Annotated in this window: 16 protein-coding genes; 7 read left to right on the top strand and 9 right to left on the bottom strand. The window is 68.7% G+C overall.

The annotated features are described in order from the left end of the window. Window positions 1-23 precede the first annotated feature (23 nt). The 6 genes from CFB47_RS10370 to CFB47_RS10400 form a co-directional block, all read right to left on the bottom strand. Complete coding sequence (locus CFB47_RS10370) at window positions 24-1067, bottom strand: LacI family DNA-binding transcriptional regulator (protein WP_089440166.1); 1044 nt, start codon at window positions 1065-1067, stop codon at window positions 24-26. A gap of 522 nt (window positions 1068-1589) precedes the next feature. Continuing rightward, window positions 1590-2555: a D-glycerate dehydrogenase gene (locus CFB47_RS10380; RefSeq protein WP_089456611.1), complete on the bottom strand. Its 966-nt coding sequence runs from the start codon at window positions 2553-2555 to the stop codon at window positions 1590-1592. 5 nt (window positions 2556-2560) lie between these two features. Next, window positions 2561-3841 carry an MFS transporter gene (locus tag CFB47_RS10385; protein ID WP_046545793.1) on the bottom strand — a complete coding sequence of 427 codons (1281 nt, stop codon included), beginning with the start codon at window positions 3839-3841 and terminating at the stop codon, window positions 2561-2563. A gap of 212 nt (window positions 3842-4053) precedes the next feature. Beyond that, window positions 4054-5046 (bottom strand): sugar kinase, encoded by a 993-nt coding sequence (locus CFB47_RS10390; protein ID WP_089440168.1) that lies wholly within the window; start codon window positions 5044-5046, stop codon window positions 4054-4056. A gap of 28 nt (window positions 5047-5074) precedes the next feature. Then, the gene (locus tag CFB47_RS10395; protein ID WP_089456275.1) at window positions 5075-5839 is read right to left on the bottom strand and encodes a sugar phosphate isomerase/epimerase; all 765 of its coding nucleotides are present in this window, start codon (window positions 5837-5839) and stop codon (window positions 5075-5077) included. A 160-nt stretch (window positions 5840-5999) separates the two neighbouring features. Further along, on the bottom strand, window positions 6000-6893 hold the full coding sequence (locus tag CFB47_RS10400) for a LysR family transcriptional regulator (RefSeq protein ID WP_089461115.1): 894 nt from the start codon (window positions 6891-6893) through the stop codon (window positions 6000-6002). Window positions 6894-7005: 112 nt separating this feature from the next. On the opposite strand from CFB47_RS10400, the gene CFB47_RS10405 reads away from it, so the two are divergent. Together CFB47_RS10405 and CFB47_RS10415 are read left to right on the top strand one after the other, a co-directional pair. Next, the gene (locus CFB47_RS10405; RefSeq protein ID WP_089461116.1) at window positions 7006-8073 is read left to right on the top strand and encodes a YeiH family protein; all 1068 of its coding nucleotides are present in this window, start codon (window positions 7006-7008) and stop codon (window positions 8071-8073) included. 103 nt (window positions 8074-8176) lie between these two features. After that, the gene (locus CFB47_RS10415) at window positions 8177-9910 is read left to right on the top strand and encodes a ClcB-like voltage-gated chloride channel protein (protein ID WP_218829425.1); all 1734 of its coding nucleotides are present in this window, start codon (window positions 8177-8179) and stop codon (window positions 9908-9910) included. Window positions 9911-9969: 59 nt separating this feature from the next. On the opposite strand, the gene CFB47_RS10420 is transcribed toward CFB47_RS10415, so the two are convergent. Continuing rightward, window positions 9970-10590, bottom strand: a complete 621-nt coding sequence (locus tag CFB47_RS10420) for a TetR/AcrR family transcriptional regulator (RefSeq protein WP_089461118.1) — start codon at window positions 10588-10590, stop codon at window positions 9970-9972. 186 nt (window positions 10591-10776) lie between these two features. Between CFB47_RS10420 and CFB47_RS10425 the strand changes: the two genes are divergently transcribed. From CFB47_RS10425 to CFB47_RS10440, 4 genes are all read left to right on the top strand, one after another. Next, complete coding sequence (locus tag CFB47_RS10425) at window positions 10777-11886, top strand: efflux RND transporter periplasmic adaptor subunit (protein WP_089461119.1); 1110 nt, start codon at window positions 10777-10779, stop codon at window positions 11884-11886. After that, window positions 11883-15029, top strand: a complete 3147-nt coding sequence (locus tag CFB47_RS10430; protein WP_089461120.1) for an efflux RND transporter permease subunit — start codon at window positions 11883-11885, stop codon at window positions 15027-15029. The genes CFB47_RS10425 and CFB47_RS10430 overlap by 4 nt, the downstream gene beginning before the upstream one ends. Window positions 15030-15031: 2 nt before the next feature. After that, window positions 15032-16597, top strand: coding sequence for an efflux transporter outer membrane subunit (locus CFB47_RS10435; protein ID WP_089461121.1), 1566 nt, complete (start codon window positions 15032-15034; stop codon window positions 16595-16597). Between the two features lie 118 nt (window positions 16598-16715). Then, the gene (locus tag CFB47_RS10440; RefSeq protein ID WP_089461122.1) at window positions 16716-17744 is read left to right on the top strand and encodes a MerR family transcriptional regulator; all 1029 of its coding nucleotides are present in this window, start codon (window positions 16716-16718) and stop codon (window positions 17742-17744) included. A 107-nt stretch (window positions 17745-17851) separates the two neighbouring features. Here CFB47_RS10440 and CFB47_RS10445 read toward each other — a convergent pair whose 3' ends face one another. Continuing rightward, on the bottom strand, window positions 17852-18382 hold the full coding sequence (locus CFB47_RS10445) for a M949_RS01915 family surface polysaccharide biosynthesis protein (protein ID WP_089461123.1): 531 nt from the start codon (window positions 18380-18382) through the stop codon (window positions 17852-17854). An 88-nt stretch (window positions 18383-18470) separates the two neighbouring features. Beyond that, window positions 18471-19853 carry a sigma-54-dependent Fis family transcriptional regulator gene (locus CFB47_RS10450; protein ID WP_089461124.1) on the bottom strand — a complete coding sequence of 461 codons (1383 nt, stop codon included), beginning with the start codon at window positions 19851-19853 and terminating at the stop codon, window positions 18471-18473. Between the two features lie 249 nt (window positions 19854-20102). On the opposite strand from CFB47_RS10450, the gene CFB47_RS10455 reads away from it, so the two are divergent. After that, on the top strand, window positions 20103-20987 hold the full coding sequence (locus CFB47_RS10455) for an MBL fold metallo-hydrolase (RefSeq protein WP_089461125.1): 885 nt from the start codon (window positions 20103-20105) through the stop codon (window positions 20985-20987). Window positions 20988-21013 lie beyond the last annotated feature (26 nt).

The raw sequence follows: 21013 nt of genomic DNA on the forward strand, positions 1-21013 counted from the left end.
GCGCTGCGTGCCCCGAATGATACTCAGCTTGCGGTCGACGCGCGCGCAACCAGCTCGCCCGGCAACAGCGAGACGCGTACGTCGCCCGCCGCGCCGTCGATCCGCTCGTGCACGAATTCGACGGCCTTGTAGCCGATTTCGTAGGTCGGCTGGCGGATCGTCGTGATCCCGATCAGCTCGGCCCATTCCGGATCGTCGATCGACAGCAGCGCCGCCCGCTGCTGCCATGCGGTGCCGAAACGCGCGCGCAGGTGGCGCGCGATCGCGAGTGCGACCGGCGCGTTCGCGGCGAACAGCGCCGCGCGCACGCCGCGCCGTGCCGCGTCGTCGATGCGGGCATCGATGTCGGCCAGCGCCGCCGTGACCGCGTCGGGCGCGTCCAGGTCGAGCACGACCGTCGACGGCACCGTCAGCCCGCGCGCCGCCAGTGCGGTGCGGAACGCGGCCTCGCGCAGGCGCCGCGAGCTGACGCGCTCGAACGGCTGCACGACGAAATGGATCGCGTCGAAGCCGTGTGCGACCAGGTGCGCGAGTGCCGTCTCGATCGCGTCGGCGTTGTCGAGGCCGATCAGGTCGGCCTCGAAGCCTTCGACCGTGCGGTCGACCAGCACGGCCGGGATGCCGGCGCCGCGCAGCGGGCGCAGCACGTCCTCGTCGGCGCCGAGCGCGTTGACGATCAGCCCTTCGACGCGGTAGGTCGTGAGCAGCTGCAGGAAACGGCGCTCCATCTCGACTTCGTTTGCCGCATGGCAGATCAGCGGCATGTAGCCGAGCGCGTGGCATGCGGCCTCGACGCCCTGCAGCACTTCGACGGTATAGGGATTGGTCAGGTCGGCCGCGAGCATGCCGAGCAGGCGGTTGCGGCCGCGCTTGAGCCCGCGCGCCATCTGGTTCGGCCGGTAATTGAGCCGCGCGATCGCCGCTTCGATACGCTGGCGCAGATCGGTGGACAGCACGTGCGTCTCGCCGTTCAGGTAGCGCGACACACTGGTCTTGCCGGTGCCGGCCTCGCGCGCGACATCGCTGATCGTCGCCGGACGCGTCGTGGTTGGTTGCGAATCGGTCACTGTCGTGCCTCGCGACGTACGATCCGCGCCGCTTCGTGAGCAGACGGACCTTTGTTGTTGGAAACGTAAGCCACCCGGTGGAATCTCCCTGTCGGTCAGCGTTAGCGCTTTAGCGCTTACGCTGACCCCATGCTTCGCGGTCGGTCAGCGTTAGCGCTTTAGCGCTTACGCTGACCCCATGCTTCGCGGTCGACCAGCGTTAGCGCTTCAGCGCTTACGCGAGTCCCATGCTTCGCGGTCGGTCAGCGTTAGCCCCTTCAGCGCTTGCGCCGATCCCCTGCTTCGCGATGATCGGCACCGGCGCGTCGGCATCCATCCCGGTCACCTGCAACAGCAGTCGGCCGCACCGGACCTGGCGCGGATACCCGTCGCGAAACGCCGCCGGCAGCATTGCCGGGCCGTCGAGACGACGCGCGGGGATCATAACGCAGCCAGCCCTCCGGCACCAAGACCATCGACTCTAACGAAGCCGGCGCCCCGCCGGCCGGGGGGCGGCCGGGGTCGCCCCGCTACCGCCGCGGCTCAAGCGCGTGCGAGCGCGTCCGGATTGACGAGATTCGTGCGCAGCGTGCCGGCCAGCGCGCCGACCAGGTTCTCCGCGGCGCAGCGCGCCATCGCATGGCGCGTCTCGTGCGTCGCCGAGCCGATATGCGGCAGCGCGACGACGTTCTTCATCTGCAGCAGCGGCGAATCCGCCGCCAGCGGCTCCTTCTCGAACACGTCGAGCCCCGCGCCGCGGATCGTGCCCGCGCGCAGCGCATCGATCAGCGCGGCCTCGTCGACTACCGGCCCGCGCGACGCGTTGATCAGGATCGCACCGCGCTTCATCTTCGCGAATTCGGCCGCACCGATCAGGTGGTGCGTTTCCGGCGACAGCGGCACCTGCAGGCACACGAAATCCGATTGCGCGAGCAGTTCGTCGAGCGTGACGCGCCGCGCGCCGTACTGTGACTCGGCTTGCGCATGCGCGGAGCGGTTCGCGTACAGCACCTGCATCCGGAAGCCGAGCGCCGCGCGGCGCGCGACCGCGCCGCCGATCCGCCCGAGTCCGACGATGCCGAGCGTCTTGCCCTGCACGTCGGTGCCGTACAGGTCGGGGCCGATGCTGCGATGCCAGTGGCCGGCCTTCACCCACTCGGCCAGCTCGACCACGCGTCGCGCGGACGCGAGGATCAGCGAGAACACCGTATCGGCGGTCGATTCGGTCAGCACGTCCGGCGTATGCGCGAGCACGATCCCGCGCCGCGTGAGATCCGCGACGTCGAAGTTGTCGTAGCCCACCGAGATCGTCGACCATGCCTTTAGCCGCGGTGCGCGGTCGAGCATTTCCGGCGTGACCTTCAGGCTCGCTCCGATCGCGCCGTCCGCGTCGCCGAGCGCATCGGCAAGGGCGGCGGCGCCGTCGGCCTGCACGACGTCCGCATGCTCGCGCAGGTACGCGAGAACGTCATCGGGCAGCGGCTTGTACGCGACGATACGGGGCTTCATCGGATTCATTTTCCTTGCAGCGGCGTCGCGAGCGGATGCGTATCGCGCGCCTGGGGTTTGACGGACAGCGTGAGGATCACCGCGGCGACGAGCGCGGCGCTCATGAACGCATACGACGCGACGGGCGAGCCGGTCGCCCCGTTCAGGTAGCCGACGAAGTACGAGCCGACGAACGAGCCGAGCGCGCCCATGCTGTTGATCAGCGCCATCGCGCCGCCGGCGACGTTCTTCGGCAGCAGTTCCGGCACGATCGCGAAGAACGGGCCGTACGGCGCGTACATCGCGGCGCCTGCCACGACCAGCAGCGCATACGAGATCCAGAAGTGCGACGAGCCGAGTGCATACGATGCGGCGAACGCAGCCGCGCCGATCAGCAGGAACGGCCACACGAAACCGCGGCGGGAGCCGACCTTGTCGGACGCCCACGACGCGGCAATCATCGCGATCGTCGCGGCGAGATACGGCAGCGCCGACAACCAGCCGGTCGCGACCATCCCGAGGTCGGAGCCGTTCTTGACAATCGACGGCAGCCACAGCACGAAGCCGTACACGCCGATGCTCCAGCAGAAATACTGGGCGCACAGCTTGATCACGGCCGGCGAGCGGAACGCTTCGCCATAGTTGCGCACGGGCTTGATCGCTGCCTGCTCGGCCGCGAGTGCGGCGTCGAGGTCGCGCTTTTCCTGCGCGTTGAGCCACGGCGAATCGGCCGGTTTGTCCTGCACGAGGAACCACCAGCACACGGCCCAGAGGACGGCCGGCACGCCTTCGGCGATGAACATGTGGCGCCAGCCGAATTCGTGCACGAGATAGCCCGACACGATCGACATCCACAGCACGGTGACCGGGTTGCCGAGGATCAGGAACGTGTTCGCGCGCGAGCGTTCGTTCTTCGTGAACCAGTTGCTGATGTAGATCAGCATCGCCGGCATCACGGCCGCCTCGACGACGCCGAGCACGAAGCGGATCGCCATCAGCGACGGGATGTTGCTGACCACGCCCGTGAGTGCCGCGCACGCGCCCCACAGGATCAGGCTGACGAACACGAGCTTCTTCACGCTGCGGCGTTCCGCGTAGATTGCGCCGGGAATCTGGAAGAAGAAGTAGCCGAGGAAGAACAGCGCGCCGATCAGCGACGACAGGCCCTTGCTGATCCCGAGGTCCTGGTTGATGCCGGCCGCGGCCGCGAACCCGTAGTTCGCGCGGTCGAGGTAGGCGAGGCTGTACGTGATGAAGACGATCGGCATGATCGTCCACCAGCGGCGGGCAGCGAGTGTGTTGGCCATCAGAATGTCTCCTGTGTCGATCCACGTTAGCGCTTTAGCGCTTACGTGGATCCCATGCTTCGCGGTCGATCAGAGTTAGCGCTTTAGCGCTTACTCTGGTCCCATGCTTCGCGGTCGATCAAAGTTAGCGCTTTAGCGCTTACTCTGATCCCATACCTTGTCGTGCGCATGCACGACTAAATGAGTCCGCGGATTGTGCCGTGTCCGGCCTCTCATTGCGCGGTGAAGGTTTCCTCTAAGCGATCGGTGCGATTGCTGACGTTTTCGAATCGATCGAGCGCGGCGCGGGTCGGCAGTCCTTCCGAGTCGCCGATCACCTGGATCGCGAGCGCACCGATCCGGTTGCCGCGCGCCACCGCCTGCTCGACCGTCTTGCCTTCCAGCAGCGCGCTGACCACGCCGACCGCGAAGCCGTCGCCGGCGCCGACCGTGTCGACGACATTCTGCACGCGCTCGCCCACCACGGTTCCGTCACGGCCGTCAGCCGTCCGGTAGTACGCGCCTTCGGCACCGAGCTTGATCACGACACCGCGCGCGCCCTGTGCAAGATAGAAGCCCGCGATGTCGGCCGGCGTGTCGTGCCCGGTCAGTTGCCGCCCTTCGGCGATGCCCGGCAGCACCCAGTCCGCGAGCGACGCGAGCGCGTTCAGCGTCTTCGCCATCACGTCGGCCGACGGCCACAGCGTCGGGCGCAGGTTCGGGTCGAACGAGATCGTCTTGCCGGCTGCGCGCATTTCGCGCGCGAGCTTGAACGCGAGCTCGCACGATGTCGCGGAGATCGCAGGCGCAACACCCGTCAGGTGCAGGTGGCGCGCGCCGAGCACGTAGTCGGCCACGTAGTCGTCGCACGACAGGTGGCTCGCGGCCGAGCCCTTGCGGAAATATTCGACGGTCGGGTCGCTGCCGTCGTCGTTGCGCGACTTGAGCTGGAAGCCGGTCGGGTAACGCGGATCGACGCTCACGCACGACGCGTCGATGCCCTCGCGCGCCAGCGTGTCGAGCACGTAACCGCCGAACGAATCGCGGCCGACACGGCTCATCCAGCCGACCCGGAAACCGAGCCGCGACAAACCGATTGCAACGTTCAGGTCGGCGCCCGCGACCCGCTTCGTGAACTGCGTCGCGTGCGCGAGATGGCCGGGCTCGGTCGCGACGAACATCGCCATCGCTTCGCCGTAGGTCACCACATCGAGTGCTGCTTTCATGAATGAACTCTCCAGGATCCTGCCGCCGTCACGCCGTGGCGAGCCATGCAACGCGCCGGCATGCATCGCCCGCCAGGTCGGCCGCGTCGAACGGGAACTCGATGCCGCGCGGCGCATGTTGCGGCAGCACCGCGAGCACGCCGGTCACGAGCGGATCGTTCGGGGCCGGCGCGGTGGCGAAACGGCGCGCGCCCTCGCCCGCGACTGCCTTGCAGTGAATGTATTCCACGTGCGGCGCGAGCACTTGCGCGCAATCAAGCGGCGCTTCGCCCGGCCACTGCCAGTTGCCGATGTCGAAGGTCATCCCGAGCGCATCGGGCACGCCCGCCGCGGCCAGTGCGTCGAACAGCCCGCGGAACTGCGCGAGCGCGCCGCCGACCGGAAGCTGGCCGTTCTCGACCACCACGCGGGCCCGCGCGCCGCGCGACAGCGCGACGATCTCGGCTGCGTGCGCGTCGCCGGCGAAGCCGCCGAGCTGGAATTTCACGAAGCGCGCGCCGAGCGCGTCGGCTTCCGCGAGCGCGCTGCGCAATGCGTCCGCATCGAGTGCGCCCGTTTCCGTGTACAGGTTGGCCGGCGTCGAGAAGACCGACCACAGACCGTGGCTGGCCAGTTGCGCGCCGAGCACGGCCAGCGCGCCAGGCGCGGCCGCCTCTTCCGACGCGAACAGCTCGCGCCGCACCTCGAAGCCGGTCGCACCCGCTGCCGCCGCGGTCGCGATGAATGCGCTGTGGCCCTCCTGACGCACGCGGTCCATTCCGAATGCGCTCGCCACGATCACGATGTCTGTCATGTTGCCCTTTTTCACCGGAATGGAACCGGTTCCATTTGCTTGAGACGGATGGTGCGCCTCGCTTCGGACCCACGCCATAGAGGAAATCCCTAAGACGGTGCACCGCTCAAACGCGCGCCCGACGGCGCGCAACGCGCGTTCCCGGGCCGGGTTCGGGCGCTCAGGCGAGGTCGTGCACGAGGCTCATTTCGAGAAATTGGGCGGCGACCCGCGACGGCGCACCGCCGTGCGGCACGAGGATGGAAAAGTGACGGGTGAGCGGCTTGGGCGCGAGCGAGCGCAGGACGAGCGCGGCATCGTCGTGACGCAGCGACATCGCCGATACGAACCCGACGCCCATCCCGGCCCGCACGGCTTCCTTCACGGCCTCGACGCCCGCGATCTCGAACGCGACGCGCATCGGCGCCGCGCCTTGCGCAAACGCGCGCTCGACGAGTTGCCGCACGGCGGAGCCCGCCTCGCGCAGCACGAGCGGATGGGCGGCCAGCGCGTCGAGCGTGACCCCCGAAGCATAGTCCGGAGCGGCCAGCGGATGGCCGGTCGGCACGATCGCCACGATCTCGTCCTCGCGCCACGCGTGCACCGCGGTGCCCGGCGGCAGCGCCTCGCCGGGCGGCCCTTCGATCATCGCGATATCGAGCGACGGCAACGCCGCGACGACGTCGGCCGTGTTGCCGCTCATCGTCTGGATCGCCACGCGCGGCGCACGCGGCTGGAACGCCGCGATCAGGTACGGCAACAGGTAACTCGCGGGCGTCGTACTCGCGCCGATGCGCAGCGTGCCGGCCTCGAGGCCGCGTACCGCGTCACGAAACGCACGCGCCTGCGCGAAGGTGTCGCGCTGCGCCTTCGCGTACTGCGCGAGCTGCTCGCCGACCGGAGTCAGGCGGATACCGCGGCCTTCGCGCTGGTACAGCGGCTCGCCGAATTCGTCCTGCAGCAGCCGCAACTGGCCCGACACGGCCGGCTGCGACAGATGCAGCGCCACGGCGGCGTGGCTGATGTTCAGGTGCTCGGCGACGGCGGCGAACGTTATCAGTTGATCCGGGGTCATGGGGATAAATTATCGGCTTTCCGGATAGTTTACGTCACAAATCACAATTTTTCATATCGATATAACGAAATTAGGATTACACCATCGCCACACGCTCCATCACGGTGCTTCCATGTCCACTGCTCCGAGTCCCCATCTCAGCCCCGCCGCGCCGTCGATGCGCGGCCAGTTGAACGGCGTGCTGTTCGTCGCGCTGTTCGCCGCCGCCGTCACGAGCCTGTCCCAGCTTCCCGCGATCGCGGGGCTCGGCCTGTCGCCGCTGATCGTCGGCATCGTCGCAGGCGCGTTGTACGGCAACGCGCTGCGCGACGGCATGCCGGCCAGCTGGGCAGCCGGCGTCAATTTCTCCGCGCGCAAGCTGCTGCGCATCGCGGTCGCGTTCTTCGGGTTGCGCGTGAGCCTGCAGGAAATCGCGCAGGTCGGACTGCCGGGCCTGACGGTGTCGGTGCTGGTGGTGGTCAGCACGCTCGTGATCGGCACCTGGGCCGGCATGAGGATCATGAAGCTCGACCGCGATTCCGCGCTGCTGACCGCCGCCGGCAGCGCGATCTGCGGCGCGGCCGCCGTGCTCGCGTTCGAATCGACGCTGCAGTCGAAGCCGCACCAGAGCGCGATGGCCGTGGGCAGCGTCGTGCTGTTCGGCACGCTGTCGATGTTCCTGTACCCGATCGCGTATCACGCCGGGCTGCTGAACCTCGATCCGGCCGGCCTGGGCCTGTTCTTCGGCGGCACGATCCACGAGGTCGCGCAGGTGGTCGGCGCCGCGAGCGACATCAGCCCGCAGGTCGCGCACGTCGCGACGATCGTCAAGATGACCCGCGTGATGCTGCTGGTCCCGGTGCTGCTGGTGCTCGGCGCGTGGCTGGCCCGCTCGGCACGTGCGACCGCCAGCGGCGCGCACGGCAAGCGCAAGGTGGCCGTGCCCTGGTTCGCGCTCGGTTTCCTCGGCTTCGTGATCGTCAATTCGCTGAACGTGCTGCCCACCGACGTCACCCACACGCTGAACGTGCTCGACACCTTCGCGCTGACGATGGCCATGACCGCGCTCGGCATCGAAACCCGCGTCGCGCAGATCCGCGCAGCCGGCCCCCGGGCGCTGATGACCGGCCTGATCCTGTACGTGTGGCTGATCGCCGGCGGCTACGGGATCACCTGGGCCGTGCAGCACTGGCTTGGCTGAGTTGCCCGCCCGTGACGCTTCGCGCGCCGCGCCCGACGGGAAGGTCCCGCGGGCGCGGCGCAGTGCTATGCTTCGCGTCGTTTTCCATCGCCCTCTTTCAGCCGTGCTCTCGTTCCTGCTGAAGCTGCGCACTCGCGCTCAAACGCTGTTCCGCCTGTCGGACGCCCATACGATGCTGATCTGGTCGGCCATCGTCGGCGTCGGCGGCGCCTTTGCCACGATGGCGTTCCGCGAAGGCATCGACCTGATGCAGCACCTGATCTCCGGGCAAAGCGGCAGCTTCGTGCAGATGGCCAAGCGCCTGCCCTGGTACGTGCGGTTCTGGATGCCGGCCGCGGGCGGCTTCCTCGCCGGCTGCGTGCTGCTGCTCGCCACCCGCGGCGCCAAACAGGCCGCCAAGACCGACTACATGGAATCGGTCGCGCTCGGCAACGGCATCGTGCCGGTTCGCCAGAGCCTGTGGCGCAGCGTGTCGTCGCTGCTGACGATCGGCAGCGGCGGCTCGATCGGCCGCGAAGGCCCGATGGTGCAGCTCGCGGCGCTCGCCGCGTCGCTCGTCGGCCGCTTCGTGCACTTCGACCCGCCGCGCCTGCGCCTGCTGGTCGCCTGCGGGGCGGCCGCCGGCATCACGTCCGCGTACAACGCGCCGATCGCCGGCGCCTTCTTCGTGTCGGAGATCGTGCTCGGCGGCATCGCGATGGAAAGTCTCGGGCCGATGATCGTCTCGTCGGTCGTCGCGAACATCGTGATGCGCGAATTCGCCGGCTACCGGCCGCCGTACGAGATGCCGGTGTTCCCGGCCGTCACCGGCCCCGAAGTGCTGCTGTTCGTCGTGCTCGGCGCGCTGTGCGGCGTGCTCGCGCCGCAGTTCCTGCACCTGCTCGATGCGTCGAAGAACCAGTTCAAGCGGCTGCTCGTGCCGCTGCCCGTGCGGCTCGCGCTCGGCGGCCTCGTCGTCGGCGTGATCTCGGTGTGGGTGCCGGACGTGTGGGGCAACGGCTACAGCGTGGTGAACCTCATCCTCCACTCGCCGTGGACCTGGCAGGCACTCGTCGCGGTGCTCGTGTTCAAGGTGATCGCGACCTCCGCCACCGTCGGCTCCGGCGCGATCGGCGGGGTGTTCACGCCGACGCTGTTCGTCGGCGCGGTGTTCGGCTCGCTGTTCGGGCTCGCGATGCAAGCCGTATGGCCCGGCCATACGTCCGCGTACTTCGCGTACGCGATCGTCGGCATGGGTGCGTTCCTGACGGGCGCCACGCAGGCGCCGCTGATGGCGATCCTGATGATCTTCGAGATGACGCTCAGCTACCAGGTCGTGCTGCCGCTGCTGGTGTCCTGCGTATTCGCGTACTTCGTCGCGCGCGCGACCGGCACGACGTCGATGTACGAGATCACGCTGCACCACCACCAGGATGCCGAGGAACGCAGCCGGATCCGCACCACGCAGATGCGCGAACTGATCCAGCCCGCGCAGACGGTCGTGCCGCTCACCGCGAGCGTCGCCGACATGACGCGCGTGTTCCTCGAATATCCGGTGAAGTATCTGTACGTGACCGACGACGCCGGGCGCTTTCGCGGCGCGGTCGCGCTGAAGGACATCACGTCGGACCTGCTCGACAAGCGCGACACGGCCGACAAGACGGCCGCGCACTATGTGCACACGCCGTTTCCGCTGCTCACGCCCGACATGCCGCTCGCCACCGCGCTCGAACGCTTCATGGCGTTCCAGGGCGAACGCCTGCCGGTGATCGAAAGCGAAGCCGAGCCGACGCTCGCCGGGGTCGTCTACAAGACGTCGCTGCTCGATGCGTACCGGCGAATGACCGGCGAACGCTGACCGGTCGGTTCGCGGCCGGCAGCGTGACGAAGGGGGCTCGAGGCCGGGGCCGGGGCGGCTCAGTCCGGTGCGCGGCCGAGCACCACGCGCGCGAAGAACCCTGCCAGCACCGACTCGGCCGCCTCGGCCGACACGTGCTGCGGATCGGCCGTGTAGTACGACTGCACGCCATCGCACAGACACATCAGCCCGAACGCCAGCGTCTCCGCCGGCAGCAGCAGCGGCGTGCCCGCGCGCTCGGAGAAGCGCCGGATGAACTCGGCCATCTGCAGGCGCTTGCCATGCAGGAACTGGTTGAAGCGCACGCGGAATTTCGCGTCGCGCGCGGCCTGCAGCTTCGCCTCGCCCCACAGCAGCGAATATTCGTCGTCCTGAAACAGCGTCCGGTAATACGCGAGCGACATCGACTCCATCTGCTCGCGCGTGCCGCCCCCGTCGAAGATCGCCTGGAAGTCGGCCTGCACTTCCGCGTGATCGCGCTCCAGCAACGCCAGCAGCAGATCGGACTTGCTGCGGAAATTCGAGTAGAACGCGCCGCGCGTATAGCCGGCCGCGGCCGCGATGTCTTCGACGCTCGCGGCGACAAAACCTTTCTTCAGAAAAATACCGTGCGCGGCAATCAGCAGACGTTCACGCGTCTGGTCCCTGCTCTGCTCGCGAGTTAAGCGCTGAGGTTTCATGGCGCGCAGTCTAGCACCCTTTCCCTTACGGATTCATCTTTGCATTCAGATACAGGTGTGTATTAGAATTCGCCACAGTTTCTGAAAGAAGGTGTCCGCACGCCCGTGCCGACGCCGCTCGGGGCAAGCGCCCGCCGCGCTTGCCGGCTTCGTTCCGCTCTCGCTCTCACCTCATCTGGGGGTTTCGTGAATCGCTCCGGTTCCCGCGTCGCGCTGCTGGTCGGCGCCGCGCTCGTCGTCGCCGCCTGTCATCCGAAAGACTCCGCGCCGCCCGCCCCGCGCCCCGTCGTCGCGCTGCCCGCTCATGCCGACGACGCTGCCGTCGCCCGCACGCTCCCCGGCGAAATCCAGCCGCGCTACGCCACCCCGCTGTCGTTCCGCATCGCCGGCAAGATCATCGAGCGCAAGGTGCGCCTCGGCGATACGGTCAAGGTCGGCCAGGTCGTCGCGCTGCTCGATCCGTCCGATGTCGAGAAGAACGCCGCGAGCGCGCAGGCGCAACTCGATGCCGCAACGCACAGCCTCGCGTTCGCGAAGCAGCAGCTCGACCGCGATCGCGCGCAGGCGCGCGAGAACCTGATCGCGACCGCGCAGCTCGAGCAGACCGAGAACAGCTACACGTCGGCGCTCGCGCAGCGCGAGCAGGCGCAGCAGCAGCTCGCGCTCGCGAAGAACCAGCTCCGCTACGCGACGCTCGTCGCCGATCACGCGGGCTATATCACCGCCGAACAGGCCGACACCGGCCAGAACGTGTCGGCCGGCCAGGCCGTCTACCAGCTCGCATGGTCCGGCGACGTCGACGTCGTCAGCGACCTACCCGAGGCCGCGCTGGCATCGCTCACGCCGGGCCACGCGGCCACCGTCACGCTGCCGTCGCTGCCGGGCCGCCCGTTCGCCGCGAAGGTGCGCGAAATCGCACCGGCCGCCGATCCGCAAAGCCGCACGTACCGCGTGAAGCTCACGCTCGCCGCGCCCGACCCGGCGATCCGGCTCGGGATGACGGCCAGCGTCGCGTTCGACGGCGCACCGGCCGCCGGCGACGCGCAGTCGATCACGCTGCCCGCGACCGCGCTGTTCCACGACGGCCCGCAACCGGCCGTGTGGGTCGTGCGCACGAAGGACGACACGCTCGAGCTGCGCCGCGTCGACGTCGCGCGCTTCAACGAGCGCACGGTCACGGTGTCGCACGGGCTGCAACCCGGCGAGCGCGTCGTGCTGCAGGGCGTGCACACGGTCAGCGCGGGCGAGAAGGTCCGCGCGATCGCGCCGCTGCATCCGGAGGACTTCGCATCGTGAGCGTTTCCTACGAAGAAGGCCGCTTCAACCTGTCGGCGTGGGCGCTGCGCCACCAGGCGCTGGTCGTCTACCTGATCGCGCTCGCGACGCTCGCGGGCATGCTTGCCTACACCCGCCTCGCGCAGTCCGAAGACCCGCCGTTCACGTTCCGCGTGATGGTGATCCGCACGTTCTGGCCCGGCGCGACCGCGCGGCAGGTGCAGGAACAGGTCACCGACCGGATCGGCCGCAAGCTGCAGGAAACGCCCGCCATCGACTTCCTGCGCAGCTACTCGCGCCCCGGCGAATCGCTGATCTTCTTCACGATGAAGGATTCGGCGCCGGTGAAGGACGTGCCGCAAACCTGGTACCAGATCCGCAAGAAGGTCGGCGACATCGGCTATACGCTGCCGCCCGGCGTGCAGGGTCCGTTCTTCAACGACGAATTCGGCGACGTCTACACCAACATCTGGACGCTCGAAGGCGACGGCTTCACGCCCGCGCAGCTCCACGATTACGCCGACCAGCTGCGCACCGTGCTGCTGCGCGTGCCGGGTGTCGGCAAGGTCGACTATTTCGGCGACCCCGACCAGCGGATCTTCATCGAGGTGAACAACGCGCAGCTCACGCGCCTCGGCATCTCGCCGCAGCAGCTCGGGCAGGCGATCAACGCGCAGAACGACATCTCGTCGGCCGGCACGCTGACGACCGCCGACGATCGCGTGTTCGTGCGGCCGAGCGGCCAGTTCGACAACGTCGACGCGATCGCCGACACGCTGATCCGCATCAACGGCCGCACGTTCCGGCTCGGCGATCTCGCGACCGTGAAGCGCGGCTACGACGATCCGGCCGTCACGCAGATGCGCGCCGGCGGCCACGCGGTGCTCGGCATCGGCGTCACGATGCAGCCGGGCGGCGACGTGATCCGGCTCGGCAAGGCGCTCGACGCGGAATCGAAGGACCTGCAGGCGCAGCTGCCGGCCGGCCTCAAGCTGACGCTGGTATCGAGCATGCCGCACGCGGTCGCGCATTCGGTCGACGACTTCCTCGAAGCCGTCGCGGAAGCCGTCGCGATCGTGCTGGTCGTGAGCCTCGTGTCGCTCGGCCTGCGCACCGGGATGGTGGTCGTGATCTCGATTCCGGTCGTGCTCGCGGTCACCGCCCTCTTCATGTACCTGTTCGACATCGGGCTGCACAAGGTGTCGCTCGGCACGCTCGTGCTCGCGCTCGGGCTGCTCGTCGACGACGCGATCATCGCGGTCGAGATGATGGCCGTGAAGCTCGAACAGGGCTACAGCCGTGCCCGCGCCGCCGCGTTCGCCTATACGAGCACCGCGTTCCCGATGCTGACGGGCACGCTCGTCACCGTGTCGGGCTTCCTGCCGATCGCGCTCGCGAAATCGAGCACCGGCGAATACACGCGCTCGATCTTCGAGGTGTCGGCGATCGCGCTGATCGCATCGTGGTTCGCGGCGGTCGTGCTGATCCCGCTGCTCGGCTTCCACCTGCTGCCCGAGCGCAAGCGGCAGGCACATGAAGCGCACCTGCCCGACGACCACGAGCACGACATCTACGACACGCGGTTCTACCGGCGGCTGCGCGGCTGGATCGACTGGTGCATCGAACGGCGCTTCGTCGTGCTGCTGATCACCGGCGCGCTCTTCGTCGTCGCGCTGATGGGCTTCACGCTCGTGCCGCAGCAGTTCTTCCCGAGCTCCGATCGCCCCGAGCTGCTGGTCGACCTGCGGCTGCCCGAAGGCGCGTCGTTCGCGGCGACGCTGCGCGAGACCGAACGGCTCGAGAAAGCGATCGACAAGCGCCCCGAGATCGATCATTCGGTGAACTTCGTCGGCAGCGGCGCGCCGCGCTTCTACCTGCCGCTCGACCAGCAGCTTCAGCTGCCGAACTTCGCGCAGTTCGTGATCACAGCGAAATCGGTGAAGGACCGCGAGAAGCTCGCGACCTGGCTCGAAACCACGTTGCGCGAGCAGTTCCCGGCCGTGCGTTCGCGGCTGTCGCGGCTCGAGAACGGCCCGCCGGTCGGCTATCCGGTGCAGTTCCGCGTGAGCGGCGACAGCATCGCGACGGTGCGCTCGATCGCCGAGAAGGTCGCGGCGACGATGCGCGGCGACGCGCGCACGGTCAACGTGCAGTTCGACTGGGACGAGCCGGCCGAGCGCTCGGTGCGCTTCGAGATCGACCAGAAGAAGGCCCGCGAGCTGAACGTCACGTCGCAGGACGTGTCGAGCTTCCTCGCGATGACGCTGTCCGGCACGACCGTCACGCAGTACCGCGAGCGCGACAAGCTGATCGCGGTCGACCTGCGCGCGCCGCGGGCGGATCGTGTCGATCCGGGCAAGCTCGCCGGCCTCGCGCTGCCGACCCCGAACGGCCCCGTGCCGCTCGGCTCGCTCGGCCGCTTCAAGCCGACGCTCGAATACGGCGTCGTGTGGGAGCGCGACCGCCAGCCGACCATCACCGTGCAATCGGACGTGCGCGCCGGCGCGCAGGGCATCGACGTCACCCACGCGGTCGACGCGAAGCTGAACACGTTGCGCGCGCAACTTCCGGTCGGCTATCAGATCAACATCGGCGGCTCGGTCGAGGAAAGCGCGAAGGCGCAGAAGTCGATCAATGCGCAGATGCCGCTGATGGCGATCGCCGTGTTCACGCTGCTGATGATCCAGCTGCAGAGCTTCTCGCGCGTGCTGATGGTCGTGCTGACCGCGCCGCTCGGGCTGATCGGCGTGGTCGCGACGCTGCTGCTGTTCGGCCAGCCGTTCGGCTTCGTCGCGATGCTCGGCGTGATCGCGATGTTCGGGATCATCATGCGCAACTCGGTGATCCTCGTCGACCAGATCGAGCAGGACATCGCAGCCGGCCACCGCCGTATCGACGCGATCATCGGCGCGACCGTGCGGCGCTTCCGCCCGATCACGCTGACGGCCGCGGCCGCCGTGCTCGCGCTGATCCCGCTGCTGCGCTCGAACTTCTTCGGGCCGATGGCGACCGCGCTGATGGGCGGCATCACGAGTGCAACCGTGCTGACGCTGTTCTACCTGCCCGCGCTGTATGCGACGTGGTTCCGCGTGAAGCACGACGAACGCGACCCGCAGGACGGCCCGCCGCCTGGCGGCACGCCTGCCGCGCCGTCGGGAGCATGACCATGGATCGATCGATGAACCTGAAAACCCAAGCCGCGCGGGCCATCGCGGTGGCGAGCCTCGCCGGCCCGCTCGCGGGCTGCGCGTGGTTCGCGCCGAGCGGCGAGCCGCCCGCGATGCCGTCGCCCGCGCACTATGGCGCCACGCCGCAAGTGCAGCAGACCGTGTCCGCGCAAGGCGTCACGCAGCAGTTCGAGGTCGGCGCGAAGCCGGTGCCCGACTGGTGGAAGCAGTACCGCTCCGACGCGCTGAACGCGCTCGTCGACGAAGGGCTGCGCAACAGCCCGACGTTGAGCGCGGCATCCCACTCGCTCGATGCCGCGCGCGAACAGTTGCGCGCACAGATCGGCAGCTCGATGCTGCCGTCGATCGATGCGGGCGGCCAGGCGTCGCGCCAGCGCGCGCTCGGCGTGCCGATTCCGGCTCTCGGCGACTCGACGCTGCTGTACGACTCGTTCGTCGGGCAACTGCAGGCGAGCTACACGATCGACCTGTTCGGCGCGTCGCGTTTCGCGAACCGCGCGCTGGCGCGCCGCGTCGACGTCAGCGCGTTCCAGCTCGACTCCGCACGGCGCGCGCTGGCCGCGAACATCGTCACCGCATCGATCACGGTGTCGGTGCTGAATGCGCAGATCAACACGACCGAGCGGCTCGTCGCGCTCGCCAACGACCAGGCGCACGATGCCGAACGCCGTTACGCGCTCGGATCGGCCTCGCGCAGCGACGCGCTGAACGCGCGGCAAAGCGCCGACACGTTCGCGGCGAGCCTGCCCGCGCTGCGCCAGCAGCGCGACTCGGCCCGCCACGCGCTCGCGGTGCTGGTCGGCCGCACGCCTGACCAGCCGCCGGCCGATCTCACGCTCGCCGACCTGCACCTGCCCGAACAGGTGCCCGTCGTCGTGCCGTCGGACCTGCTGCAAAGCCGCCCGGACATCCAGGCGGCCGATGCGGGGCTGAAGGCGGCCGCGGCCGAAGTGGGCCTCGCGACCGCGCAGATGTTCCCGCAGCTGTCGCTGTCGGCCGCGATGGGTAAAGGCGGCTTCAGCTGGCCGACGATGCTGTCGGGCGCCGGCGCGATCTGGAACGTCGGCGCGTCGCTGAGCCAGCCGATCTTCCATGGCGGCGCGCTGCTCGCGCAGCGCCGCGCGGCGAAGGCGACCTACGAGGCCGCCGTCGACCAGTACAAGCAGGCCGTGCTCGGCGCATTCCAGAACGTCGCCGATTCGCTCGCCGCGCTCGAGCACGACGCGGAAGCGCTCGATGCGTCGTCCCGCGCCGCGCTGTCCGCGCGCGGCGCGTACGACGACGCGGCGGCCCGCGTGCGGCTCGGCGCGCTGCCGCCGTCGGCCGCACGCGCCAGCGAGCTGCAGTATCGCAATGCACGGCTCGACGAGATCCGCGCGACCGGCGCGCGGTTCGCGGACACCGCGCGGCTTTACCAGGCGATGGGCACGCCGCCGGTCGACAAGGCCGGCCAGTCCGGGAAGACCGGCAACGCGGCCGATGATTCCGCCACCGGCCAGCAAGCGCGCGCCACCGGCGCCGACACCCCGCCTTCGCCGCAATAAGCCGGCCCTGCGATCGGGTGCGCGGATTCCCGCCGCGCACCCGATTTCCGATCTTCCGCTTGACCCTCACGTAGCGTAACGTTCGAGACTCCAGTGTGCGACCCGAATGGAGGAACGAATGCGACTGAAAGTGGGAGAACTGGCGAAACGCAGCGGACTGACCGTCCGCACGCTTCATCACTATCACGCGATCGGTCTGCTGACGCCTTCGGCGCGCGCCGACAACGGCTACCGGCTGTACGACCGCCACGACATCGCCCGGCTCCACCAGATCCAGGCGCTGCGTCGCTTCGGCCTGTCGCTCGCCGAAATCGGCGACCACCTGAACCAGCCCGACACGCCGCTCGTCGAGATCGTCGCGAAGCAGATCGCGCTGCTCGACCGTCAGCTCGCGCAGACCGCGCAGCTGCGCGAGCGGCTCGTGAACCTGCATGCGCAGCTCGCCGCGGGCACGGAGCCGGAGCTGGCCGATTGGCTCACCACACTGGAGTTGATGACCGTGTACGACAAATACTTTTCCGAGGAAGAACTCGCACGCCTGCCGATGTACCAGAAGAGCCAGACGGGCGACGCCGAATGGATCGCGCTCGTCGATGAAGTTCGCGCGCTGCACGACGCGGGCGTGCCCGCCGAGGACGAACGCACCCGTGCGCTCGCCAGCCGCTGGATGGCGCTGCTCGTGCGCGACACGAACAACGATCCGCGGCTGCTGGCGAAGCTGAACCTGATGCACGAACACGAACCGGCGATGCAGTCGAAGATCGGGATTTCGACCGCGCTGCGCGACTATGTGCTGCGCGCGTCGTCGGAGAACAAGATGCGGATCTTCGAGAAGTACCTCACGCCGGACGAGATCCGCTTCATGCGGGCGCACTACGGTGAAAGCGCAATGGCGTGGCCGCAACTGATGGGCGACGTGCGCGACGCGATCGAGGCGGGCGCCCGGCCGGATTCACCGGAAGGCCGCGCGCTCGCGCAGCGCTGGCTCACGCTGTTCTGCAGCTATGCCGGCAACGATCCGGCCACGCATGCGAAATTCCGCCACGCGATGATGAACGAGCCGTCGCTGACGAAGGATTCGTGGATCGACGATACGTTGCTCGGCTTCGTGCGGGAGGCGATGGCGCAGCTGGCGCCGGCGCGTTGAGCAGGTTGAGCGCATGAGGTTGCGGGCGACAGGCGGGTTTTCCGCGTGCCGCCCGTTTCACTGACAGGCGCGGGTGGAACGCACCGCTGCGGCCGCCCTGCGCATGCCTACCGATAATCGCGCACACTGATCCCGTGCCAATGCTTCGTCATGTAGCGCAGAAACGCGGGTTGGCCTTTCAGGTCCGCACTCGGCACGGGCGCCGCACCGCCGTCCATGAACTTGCCGTTGACCGTGACCGTCTCCTCGCCGCGCAGCACGTACTTCGTGCCCTGGTCGATCAGGAAGTATTTGACCTGGTCGGCGCTCACATCGCCGCGACAACCGATCCTGTACGCGAACAGGAACTGCTTGCGGCCGTTGCCGAGCAGGTCGCGCATTTCGATCGATGCCGGCACGACGTCGAGAATCACGTCGACCGGGCATGCCTTCACGTAGTCACGCACGGTCCAGTCGGGCCGGCCGTCGAGCGTCGCGGCGACCTTGAGTTCGACGTCGTCGCCGGACTCGGTTCTCGTGAGCGTCACCGCATGCGCGCCGGCCGCGTCGGTCCACGTGTACTCGGCGGCGGCCTGCGCCAGGTTGCACAGCGCAATGGCTGCGAGAAACAGGTGAGGCGAAAGGAAGCGGCTCTTCATCGGCGACGTGGGAGGTGGGATCGGGATCGAACGCGCCATTATCGACAAAGCCGCCTGCCACTACCAGCCACCCGTCGCATGCGCCCGCTCAGCGCTCGCGCGCCCCGAGTCCGAGCGCCTTCATCCGCCGGTACAACGTCCGCTCGCTCATCCCGACCTGCTCGGCGAGCGCCTTGCGCGTGCCGTCGAACGTGCGCGCAATACGCACGAGCTCTGCATCCGACACGCCGCGCACATCGGCAGCGCGGTCCTGCGGCGCCGCCGATGCGGCGACCAGCTCGGCCGGCAGATGCTCGATGCGGATCGTCCCGTCGTCCGCGAACAGGCACGCGCGTTCGAGCACGTTGCGCAGCTCGCGGATGTTGCCCGGCCACGCATACGCATCGAGACACGCGAGCGCGCGCTCGGTCAGCACGAACGGCCGGGCCCCCGCGTCGCCCGCGCTGGCGCGCGTGTTCGCGATCCGCCGCAGGATCGACTCGGCCAGCAGCGCAACGTCCCCGCGCCGCTCGCGCAGCGCCGGCAACGGAATCGGAAACGCGTTGATCCGGTAGTAGAGGTCCTGCCGGAACCGGCCGTCGTCGATCATCTCGCGCAGCGGCTTGTGCGTGGCCGCGACCAGCCGGAAATCCGCGCGCAGCGCCTCGACGCCGCCCACGCGCCGGAACGTGCCCGACTCGATCAGGCGCAGCAGCTTCACCTGCATCGGCAGCGGCACGTCGCCGATCTCGTCGAGAAACAGCGTGCCGCCCTGCGCGGTTTCGACGAGGCCCGGCTTGCGCTGGTTCGCGCCCGTGAACGCGCCCTTCTCGTAACCGAACAGCTCGCTCTCGAACAGCGTCTCGGCGATCCCCGAACAATCGACGACGACGAACGGCCCCATCGCGCGGTCGCTCGCCTCGTGCAGCGCGCGCGCGAACAGCTCCTTGCCGGTGCCCGATTCGCCGAGCAGCAGCACCGGCAGCATCGAGGGCGCGACGCGCTGCAGTGCGCCGAGCGCCGCGTTGAACGCGTCGGCACCGCCGACGAGCCCTTCCGCGCTCGGCTGCGCGGATGCACTGCGCACCGTCGTCAGCCGCTCGACATAGGCGATCACGTTGCCGTCGGCATCGAAGATCGGCCGCAATTCGACGTCGACATGCTCGGGGCCGCGCGGCGTGTGGTGGATGTGCAGCACGCGGTTCAGCCCGCGCGATTCGAGCGCCTGCTTCATCGGGCAATGCTCGCCCGCCTGGTCGCACGGCACGTCGTAGTGATGCGAGACCTGGAAGCAGTGCCGGCCCACGTGCTCGACGCCCGCGACGCCGAACTGGCGCCGGTACGCATCGTTCGCCGCGAGGATGCGGTAGTCGGGATCGACGACGATCATCGGCTGCGGATCCTGCTCGAGATACGCGACGAGCGCGCGCACGTCGGGCATGGCGTCATGGCGCGGCGCGGGGACGATCGGGATGGTGTCGTGCGGATTCATGCGGACGCTCGATGAAGGGGGTACCCGACGAACTGCCAGGCAGACTGCCAATTCTGCCACGACACTGCCAAACATGGCAGTCGGCAGCGGCAGCTGAGCGCCACCGACACGCGCGCATCGCTGCAGTTGCACCGAAAACCCGAGCCAAATCAAGTCCCTGCCGGATCGACCGGTGCCTCGGCGGAGGCTGGCACGCTTCTTGATTTACCCCTCCGGATTGCAGATGCAGAACCCGATCGAGGACACCCCGTGAGCGATGCCACCACGCTGTCGGTCGAAGGCTTTTTCGACCCGGCGACCCATACCGTCAGCTATCTGCTGCTCGATACCGCGAGCCGCGCGTGCGCGTTGATCGACAGCGTGCTCGACTACGACCCGAAATCCGGCCGCACGCACACCGCGAGCGCCGACCGGCTGATCGCCCGCGTCGCCGAACTGGGCGCGGACGTGCACTGGCTGCTGGAAACCCATGTGCATGCCGACCACCTGTCGGCCGCACCGTACCTGAAGGAACACGTCGGCGGACAGATCGCGATCGGTTCGCACGTGCGCCGCGTGCAGCACGTGTTCGGCATGCTGTTCAACGCCGGCCCCGGCTTCGCGCAGGACGGCCGCCAGTTCGACCGGCTGCTCGACGACGGCGACACGCTCGCGCTCGGCGCGCTGACGATCCGCGCGCTGCATACGCCGGGCCACACGCCCGCATGCATGACCTACTGCGTCGACGACGCGACGCAGCGCGCGGCATTCGTCGGCGACACGCTGTTCATGCCCGACTACGGCACAGCCCGCTGCGATTTCCCCGGCGGCGACGCGCGCACGCTGTACCGCTCGATCGCGCGCGTGCTCGCGCTGCCGCCCGACACGCGCCTGTACCTGTGCCACGACTACCAGCCGGGCGGGCGCGACGTGCAGTTCGAGACGACCGTGGCCGAGCAGCGCCGCGCGAACGTGCACGTGAAGGACGGCGTGACCGAGGACGATTTCGCCGCGATGCGCACCGCGCGCGACGCCACGCTCGCGATGCCCGTGCTGATGCTGCCGTCCGTGCAGGTCAACATGCGCGCCGGCCACCTGCCCGAGCCCGAAGACAACGGCGTGCGCTACCTGAAGATCCCGCTCGACGCGATCTGAGCGACACGCCCCCCCTCCGGAGACCC

The sequence above is a fragment of the Burkholderia sp. AU27893 genome (assembly GCF_002223205.1).
Taxonomy (GTDB): Bacteria; Pseudomonadota; Gammaproteobacteria; order Burkholderiales; family Burkholderiaceae; genus Burkholderia.